The 8,443-nt window shown below is 66.4% G+C and carries 6 protein-coding genes; 3 read left to right on the top strand and 3 right to left on the bottom strand.

The window, feature by feature from the left end:
• Positions 1 to 91: 91 nt before the first annotated feature.
• Genes G3574_RS07985 through coxB form a run of 3 tightly spaced genes read right to left on the bottom strand, consistent with a single transcriptional unit; the run spans position 92 to position 3,710 of the window.
• A complete protein-coding gene (locus tag G3574_RS07985) occupies positions 92 to 697 on the bottom strand; it encodes a cytochrome c oxidase subunit 3 (protein ID WP_163961797.1) in 606 nt (201 codons plus the stop codon).
• Positions 690 to 2,654: a cytochrome c oxidase subunit I gene (ctaD, locus tag G3574_RS07980; RefSeq protein ID WP_205609705.1), complete on the bottom strand. Its 1,965-nt coding sequence runs from the start codon at positions 2,652 to 2,654 to the stop codon at positions 690 to 692. Before ctaD ends, G3574_RS07985 begins: the two co-directional genes overlap by 8 nt.
• Positions 2,655 to 2,672: 18 nt before the next feature.
• Complete coding sequence (gene coxB / locus G3574_RS07975; RefSeq protein WP_205609704.1) at positions 2,673 to 3,710, bottom strand: cytochrome c oxidase subunit II; 1,038 nt, start codon at positions 3,708 to 3,710, stop codon at positions 2,673 to 2,675.
• A gap of 298 nt (positions 3,711 to 4,008) precedes the next feature.
• Here coxB and G3574_RS07970 point away from each other — a divergent pair, with 298 nt between their 5' ends.
• From G3574_RS07970 to G3574_RS07960, 3 genes are read left to right on the top strand one after another with little or no spacing between them, the layout of a single operon-like run.
• Positions 4,009 to 4,245: a hypothetical protein gene (locus G3574_RS07970; protein ID WP_163961795.1), complete on the top strand. Its 237-nt coding sequence runs from the start codon at positions 4,009 to 4,011 to the stop codon at positions 4,243 to 4,245.
• A 55-nt stretch (positions 4,246 to 4,300) separates the two neighbouring features.
• Positions 4,301 to 7,504, top strand: coding sequence for a formate dehydrogenase (gene fdh / locus G3574_RS07965; protein ID WP_163961793.1), 3,204 nt, complete (start codon positions 4,301 to 4,303; stop codon positions 7,502 to 7,504).
• Positions 7,501 to 8,415, top strand: coding sequence for a 4Fe-4S dicluster domain-containing protein (locus G3574_RS07960; RefSeq protein ID WP_205609701.1), 915 nt, complete (start codon positions 7,501 to 7,503; stop codon positions 8,413 to 8,415). Before fdh ends, G3574_RS07960 begins: the two co-directional genes overlap by 4 nt.
• Positions 8,416 to 8,443 lie beyond the last annotated feature (28 nt).

Genomic DNA, 8,443 nt, shown 5'->3' with positions numbered 1-8,443 from the left:
CTCGTGCACGTGGCCCGCATGCGCGTGAACCCGCGTTGCCGCGCCGTACAGGCAACAGGCTGCGAGGAGGGACCGGTGGACGTTCATGGCATCAGCCCAGGTGCGGGAGAAGATAGTAGGAAAAGAACACCGCCAGCCACACGACGTCCACGAAATGCCAGTAAAGCGCGCCGACCGATACCGCCGCATGGCGCTTCGCGCTGAACTTGCCCAGCACGGTCCAGAGGAGGAGGACGGAAAGCATGACCAGGCCAGCCGCCACGTGCAGCATGTGGAAGCCCGTGGTGGTGTAATAACTCGTCGCGTAGGCGTTGTCGGTGAACGAGAACGGCTTGTCCTGCCATTCCTTGACCTGCACGCCGACGAAGACCGCGCCCATGAGCACGCTCGCCCCGAGCGCCAGCGCGAGACGCCTGGTCTTGCCGCTGCGCATGCCACGCTCTCCCCACCACAGCACGAGGCTGCTCGCGACCAGCAGGATGGTGTTCGGCAGCGCGAGCTTGAGCTTGGGCAGTTCCGGCACCCATGTGCCATGGGCTTGCGAGCCAAGGTAGAAATAGCTGAACAGGAGGTAGGCGAACAGCGCCGCCTCGGTGACGATCAGGCACCACATGCCCCACCATCCCGAGGTTTGGGCGGACTCGCCCGATACCGGCAGCGGACGGCCGGAGGCGGGAGGCAGGCTGGTCCTATCCATGGCCAGCCTCCGCGGTCTGGCCCAGCGCCGCGCGCGGCCAGAGCCACGCCACGCCGGCGGCCAGCGTGCACACCGCCCCGGCTCCCGCAAGCCACCATTGGTGCAGCAGCGCGGCGACGAAGAGCCAGGACAGCGCAAGCGTGCACAGGAAGGGCAGGACGGAATCTCCCGGCATCTTGAGGATCACCTCGGCTTCGCTGTCGAGCGCCGTGGTGCCGATGGTTTCCCGGCCGTGGTCGAGCAGCATGCCCTGGTGCAGGCTGGAGCGCGCCTCGCTTTCCTGGAGTCGGTCTTCCCAGAGCGGGTGCCGGCTCACGAGCTCCGGGATGCAGACGAAGTTGTAGGGCGGCGGGGGCGAGGGCATCGACCATTCGAGGGTGTTCGCGTCCCACGGGTTGTTGCCGGCCGGCGCGCCCCGCTTGAGGCTGAGCGCGAGGTTGACGAGGAACAGCAGCACGCCCAGCGCGAACAGGAAGCTGCCGGCGCTGGTGATCAGGTTGGGCAATTCCCAGCCCATGCCTGACGGGTAGGTGTAGACGCGGCGCGGCATGCCGAGCAGGCCGGACACGTGCATCGGGAAGAAGGCGATGTTGAAGCCGGCAAACAGGATCCAGAAGCTCCACTTGCCGAGCCGCTCGTCCATCAGCTTGCCCGTCATCTTCGGAAACCAGTAGACGATGCCGCCAAGCACCGGAAATACATTGATGCCGAGCAGCACGTAGTGCAGGTGCGCCACCACGAAGTAGGTATCGGTCAGTTGCAGGTCGGCCGGCACCGAGGCGGTCATGAAGCCCGACACGCCGCCCAAAGTGAACAGGAACACGAAGCCGGCGAAGTAATAGAAGGGCGTCTTGAACACCGGGCGGCCGGTGAAGATGGTGGCGAGCCAGGCGAAGACGGCGACGGCGCTGGGAATCACGATGACGATGCTGGACGCGCTGAAGAAAGACAGCGACATCGTCGACAGGCCGGTGGCGAACATGTGGTGCACCCAGACGCCGAAGCCGATGAACATGGTGGCCACCGTGGACAACGCCACCGGCGTGTAGCCGACCAGGGGACGGCGGCAGAAGACCGGCAGCGCGTCGGACACGATGCCCATGGCGGGCAGCACGATGGCGTAGACCCAGGGATGGCCGAACATCCAGAACAGGTGCTGCCAGAGCAGCGGCTGGCCGCCGCCCGCGGGGTCGAAGTAGTGCGCGCCGAACTGGCGCTGCGCCCACAGCAGCAGGAAGGCCAGGCTGACCGCCGGCACCGCGAGCAGGTTGCCCACCGACGCGGTCAGCGTGCCCCAGATGATGATGGGCACGCGGTTGATCGACATCCCCGGCGCCTTGGTCCGCAGCAGGGTCACGACGAAGTTGATGGCGCCCACGGTGGTGGAGATGCCCAGGAACACCATGCCCAGCGCGTAGATGTCGATGCCCAGGCCGGGATTGAAATGGCGGTTGCTGTAGGGCGTGTAGTTGAACCAACCGGCGTCGGGCATCTGGCCGAAGAACATGCCTGCATACATGAACAGGCCGGCGGCGAGGTAGACCCAGTAGGAAAACGCGTTCAGGCGCGGGAACGCCATGTCGCGCGAGCCCAGCAGCAGCGGCCACAGGTAATTGCTGAAGCCGGACAGGATGGGCAGCGCGTACAGGAAAACCATGGTCATGCCGTGCATCGTGAACAGCTCGTTGTAAAGCCTGGGGTTCAGGACTTGCAGGTTGGCGGCGGCCAGCTGGACGCGCAGCGCCAGCGCCTCCAGGCCGCCGACGAGCAGGAAGAACATCGCGGTCACGAGGTAGCGCTTGCCGATTTCCTTGTGGTCCACGCTCCCGATCCAGCCGAGGATGCCCGGTTCCGTCTTCCAGATGGTTTCCAGCCGCTCGGCGATCGGCGAGCCATAGGTGCCGGTGATGATCTGCGGCACGCGGGTATCGGCAGGGCTGGCGGGGTCGGTGATCAAGGTTCGCTCCTGTGCCGGTCAGTCCAGGGTTTGCAGGTAGGCCAGCAGCGCCCGCAAGTCTTCGGGCGCCAGCTTCACGGCGGGCATGCGCGCACCCGGCTTGAGGGCTTGCGGATCGGCGATCCATCCGCCCAGCGCGCCGATGCCGTTCGGCAGCGTCCCGCCGGCGAGGGTGCGGCGGCTCATCAGGTGGGTAAGGTCGGGGCCAGGCTCGCCGTCTTCCCCGGCGTCATCTTTCCTGGGCGGCGGCATGCCCCGCACCGCGTGGCACCGGGCGCAGCGGGCGGCGAACACCTCCTTGCCCTGCAACGCGAACCCGTCGGCGGGCGTGCCGGCCGGCGCCTGCTGTGCGCGGCGCCAGGCCGCGAAGGCATCGCGCTCGTCGGCAACGACGGTCAAGGCCATGTGCGCATGCTGCAGGCCGCAGTATTCCGCGCACTGGCCGCGATAGCGTCCCGGCTTGTCCGCCTGCAGCCAGGTGACGTTGACCTGGCCGGGGATCATGTCGGTCTTGCCGCCGAGCTGCGGAATCCAGAAGGAATGGATCACGTCTCCGCCGACGAGGCGGATGCGCACCGGCTCGCCGACCGGAATATGGATCTCGTTGGCCGTGACCACATCCTGGTCCGGCGTCGCGCCCGGGTATCTCACTTCCCACCACCATTGCTTGCCGGTGACTTCGACGTCCAGCGCGGGCGGGCGCGGCGGCGCGGCGATGGCGGCCAGCACCATGATGGTCCACACCGCGCTGGCGAAGAGCGCAATGCCGGAGATGCCCGTGCCGATGGCGATCCAGCGCATGCCATGGCCGCCCTTCACCAGCGGCTGCCTGCCGTCGGGCAGGGGCGCCAGCGGCGGGCGCCTGCGAAACACGCCGAGCAGCACGAGGCCGCCGATGACGGCGCATACCAGCAGCGACAGCGCGAGCAAGCCCCAGGTCAGCCGCGTCACCGGATCGCCGGCCGGCCCGAAGGTCTGCAGGTAATGCATCGGCAGCGCCGCCATGGCAGGCGGCGCTGCCGATGCTGTTGCCAGGAGCAGGCTTGCGTGTTTCAAGTTTTCCCGCCGGAGAGATGATGGGTTGGAAAGAACGCTGCGATTGCCTGGACATTGCAATCGCCGTGCCTTGTGATTGAACAAGACTTGCGTGAACCGGCCGGGTCCGGCTACGAGAGGGCCAAGCGCCGGACCGGCCAGCGTGCGCGGCGGCGGCCATCATAAAAACTACATTTGACCAAATAAAAATTACAAAGCGGGCGGGTGGCGTCTTTGCCTTCGCGCCCGGCGCGGGGCAAGGCGGCGCGGGATGGCGCACGGTATGCATCTTGCAAGCACGACGCCGAGGATTGGTGCCATGGAGCGCGTCATGCAGGAAAGCCAGGGAGTGATCACCGTCGTTCAGGAACACCGCTTCCAGCTGCGCATGCAGGATGGCCGTCATCGCCGCTTCGAGCTCGCGCACGACGCGCCGCTGGGATGGGAGGAACTGCATGTCCTGCAACGGCGGGCCTGCGCGGTCGCGGTGCGCCACGATGCGGCGCCGGGCGGGACGCGCATCGACGTGGCGCACGCCGTCATGTTGCTGGACTAGCCATGCATTTGCCGGGCGGATACGCATCGTCCGGCGCTGAATCACGGGAGAAAGCATGAAACCGATACGACGTTCGCTGCGCAGGAACCTGGACGGCTTCCTGAACAACTGGGCCTTGCCGAGGCAATTCCGCGGCGAGGACGCGGCCTCCGATGCAGCGAAAAGCCGCATGTCGGAAACGCTGCGTCCGCGCCTGGAGGACGCCGACAAGGTCGGCACCGCGATCTGCGGCTACTGCGCCGTCGGCTGCGCCCAGCTCGTCTACGTGAAGGACGGCAAGGCGATCCATGTCGAGGGCGACCCGCGCAGCCCCATCAACCAGGGAACGCTGTGCCCGAAGGGCGCCGCCAGCTTCGGCTGGATGACCAGCGAAAACCGCCTCAACGAGGTGCTGTACCGCGCCCCGCATTCCCTGTGCTGGGAGACGCGGCCTCTCGACTGGGCCATGGACCGCATCGCCCGGCTGGTGAAGCAGACGCGCGACGAGACCTTCGTCGAGACCTTGCCCGACGGCGAAACCGTCAACCACACCCTGGGCATCGGCTCCCTCGGCGGCGCGACGCTGGACAACGAGGAAAACTACCTCATCAAGAAGCTGTTCGGCGGCGGGCTCGGCATGGTCTGGATCGAAAACCAGGCCCGAATATGACATAGCTCCTCGGTGCCCAGTTTGGGTGCCTCCTTCGGCCGCGGCGCCGCCACCATGCCGCAATGGGAACTCGCGAATGCGGACTGCATCCTGGTGATGGGGTCCAACATCGCCGAGAACCATCCGATCGCCTTCCGCTTCGCCCTGCAGGCGAAGGACAAGGGCGCGACGCTGATCCATGCCGACCCGCGTTTCACGCGCACGTCAGCGCTGGCGGACATCTATGCGCCGGTGCGCGCGGGCAGCGACATTGCTTTCCTTGGCGGCATCATCCGCCACCTGCTGGAAAACGACCTGTGGTTCAAGGAATATGCGCTCGCCTATACCAACCTGTCGACGATCATCGACGGCCGCTTCCAGGATGCGAGCGAGCTCGACGGCCTGTTTTCCGGCTGGAACGACAAGGAGCGGAAGTACGCCTATGACAGCTGGCAGTACGACGGCATGGTCGTGCCGTCCTCGCTCGCCGAACATCACGTCAATACCACCGAGTCGTTCAGCGAGCAGACCAAGCGCATGACGGAAGGGCCGCCGCGTCGCGATCCGACCCTGCAGCATCAGCACTGCGTCTACCAGATCCTCAAGCGCCACTACGCCGCCTATACGCCGGAAAAGGTCGAGGAGGCGACCGGTTGCCCGCGCGACACATTCATCCAGATTGCCGACGCGCTGGCGCGCAACTCGGGGCGCGACCGCACGAGCGCCATCTGCTATGCGGTGGGCTGGACCCATCACACCACCGGCGTGCAGATCATCCGGGCGGCGGCGATCATCCAGGGCCTGCTGGGCAACATTGGCCGGCCGGGCGCGGGCATACTGGCCCTGCGCGGCCATTGCAGCATCCAGGGCAGCACCGACATTCCCACGCTATACAACATGCTGCCAGGCTACTTGCCGCAGCCTAAAGCCTTCAAGAAGCAGCAGACCTTCGAGGAATACCTGGAAGCGGAGACGACGCCCACCGGCTGGTGGCACAACTTCCCCAAGTACGCGGTCAGCCTGCTGCGGGCCTGGTACGGCGACGCGGCCACCAGGGAAAACGGCTGGGGCTACGGCTGGCTGCCGAAGAACGTGGGCGATCATTCGCAGTTGCCGATGACGCTTGCGATGCGCGACGGCCTCATCCGCGGCATGTTCGTGATCGGTCAGAACCCGGCCGTGGGCGGCAGCAATTCCGGCCAGGTGGTGCAGCGCGGACTGGCCAATCTCGACTGGCTGGTCGTGCGCGACTTCACCGAGACCGAGACCGCCTCGTTCTGGTACGCCGGGAATCCGGTGAAGGCGGGCGACCTCGCCCCGGAAGACATCAAGACCGAGATCTTCCTGATGCCGAGCGCGCTGGCCTCCGGCGAGAAGGAAGGCAGCTTCACCAATACCCACCGGCTGCTGCAGTGGCACGACAAGGTGATCGACGCGCCGGGAGACAACCGTTCCGACTTGTGGTTCGTGTATCACCTCGGCCGGCGCCTGCAGGCCCTGTACGCGGACAGCAAGGAGCAACGCGACGCGCCGATCCGCAACCTGACCTGGGATTATCCCGTGACCGGCGAGCGCCAGGATCCGTCCTCCGAGGCGGTGCTCAAGGAAATCAACGGCTATACCTGGCCGCAGCGCAAGCAGGTCTCCGGCTTCAAGGAATTGAAGGACGATGGCAGCACAGCCTGCGGGGCATGGATCTATTCCGGCGTGTTCCCCGAAGAGGGCAAGAACCTCGCCCGTTCCCGCAAACCCGACGCGGCCGATGGTCCCGGCACCCACCTCGGCTGGGGGTTCGCCTGGCCATCTAACCGCCGCACCATGTACAACCGCGCCTCGGCCGATCCCGAAGGCAAGCCCTGGTCCGAGCGCAAGAAGCTGGTCTGGTGGGACGGGAGCAAGGGCAAGTGGCAAAGCCCGGACGCGATCGATTTCGAGGAATCCAAGCCGCCCGGCTACGAGCCCGACTGGAGCAAGTCGCCGCAAGGCATGGATGCGTTGTCGGGCAGCGATCCGTTCATCATGATCGCCGATGGCCGCGCCTCGCTGTTCGTGCCGTCCGGGCTCAAGGACGCGCCCCTGCCGACGCACTACGAGCCGGTCGACTCGCCGGTGAAGAACCCGCTGTACGCCCAGCAGGACAACCCGGTGGCGAAGAAATGGGAACGCGACTTCAACCGCTACCACGCGGTCGGCGATCCGCGCTATCCGCACGTGCTGACCACCTACCGCTTGACCGAGCATCATTCGGGCGGCACGCCGACGCGGTCGGTCTGGTCCACCGCCGAGCTGCAGCCGGAAGGCTTCGCCGAGATTCCGCCCGAGCTGGCGGAAGAGCTCGGCATCGGCAACCTCGACTGGGTGGTGCTGACCACCGCGCGCGGCGAAGTCGAAACCCGGGCGATGGTCACGGCACGCCTGCGTCCGCTGCAGCTCGACGGCAAGCGGGTGTACCAGATCGGTATGCCTTTCCACTTCGGCTGGCAAGGCCATGCCACCGGCGACATCGCCAACCTGCTGACCAGCGTGGTCGGCGATCCGAATACCAGCATCCACGAAGGCAAGGCCTTGACCTGCGGCATGCGCAAGGGCCGCCTGCCCGGCCGCGGCGCGGCGGAAGACGGAGGAACATGATGGAACCGATGAAACCGATGGCGCGCATGCGCGAACACGCTTCATCCGAATTGCCGGGCCCGATTCCCGATGAATCGGAACTGACGGCCGGGGTTCGCATCCGGCCCGGAAGGCGCTACGGCTTCTTCACCGATACCACGCGCTGCATCGGCTGCAAGGCGTGCGAAGTCGCCTGCAAGGAATGGAACGGCCTGCCGGCGGACCAGGTCAGGCTCAGCGGCATGAGCTACGACAACACGCAGGCGCTGTCGGCGCATACCTGGCGGCACGTCGCCTTCATCGAGAAGATGCCGCGCGACGGCGAGCGTCCCACCAGCATGCCGGCCTACCAGAGCAACTGGCTGATGATGAGCGACGTGTGCAAGCATTGCGCCAATGCCGCCTGCCTGCAAGCCTGTCCGACGGGCGCCCTGTTCCGCACCGAGTTCGACACCGTGGTGGTGCAGCAGGACATCTGCAACGGCTGCGGCTACTGCGTGCCCGCCTGCCCGTTCGGCGTGGTGGCGCTGAGCGAGATCGATGGCAAGGCGCACAAATGCACCCTGTGCTACGACAGGCTGAAAGGCGGGCTGGAACCCGCCTGCGCCAAGTCCTGCCCGACCGATTCCATCCAGTTCGGCGAACTCGACGAACTGCACCGACGCGCCGCCAGCCGGCTCGATCAACTGCAGCAGATGGGAAGGTCCGACGCCTACCTCTACGGCACGCCGGGCGATCCCGGCGCGACCGGGGGCATCGGCGAGCTCAACGCCTTCTTCTTGCTGACCGACAGGCCGGAGGTCTACAACCTGCCGGCCGAGCCCGACCTGCCATCGACCCGCGTGAAACCGTCCCTGCTGTCGGGACTGGCGATGATGGCAGGGCTGGCCGCGGCGGCGGCCGGCCTGCTCATGGCTTCCGGCGGGGAGTGAATGGGAAAAATGCGCATGCAGCCAGGGG

Source organism: Noviherbaspirillum galbum, assembly GCF_010974945.1.
Classification (GTDB): Bacteria; Pseudomonadota; Gammaproteobacteria; order Burkholderiales; family Burkholderiaceae_D; genus Noviherbaspirillum; species Noviherbaspirillum galbum.
This window is presented reverse-complemented; position numbering and strand designations above follow the sequence as displayed.

Bases quoted from the DNA above. Each gene is read 5' to 3' on its own strand.
- G3574_RS07960 (WP_205609701.1), top strand. From the start codon at position 7,501: ATGATGGAACCGATGAAACCGATGGCGCGCATGCGCGAACACGCTTCA.
- G3574_RS07970 (WP_163961795.1), top strand. From the start codon at position 4,009: ATGGAGCGCGTCATGCAGGAAAGCCAGGGAGTGATCACCGTCGTTCAG.
- G3574_RS07985 (WP_163961797.1), bottom strand. From the start codon at position 697: ATGGATAGGACCAGCCTGCCTCCCGCCTCCGGCCGTCCGCTGCCGGTA.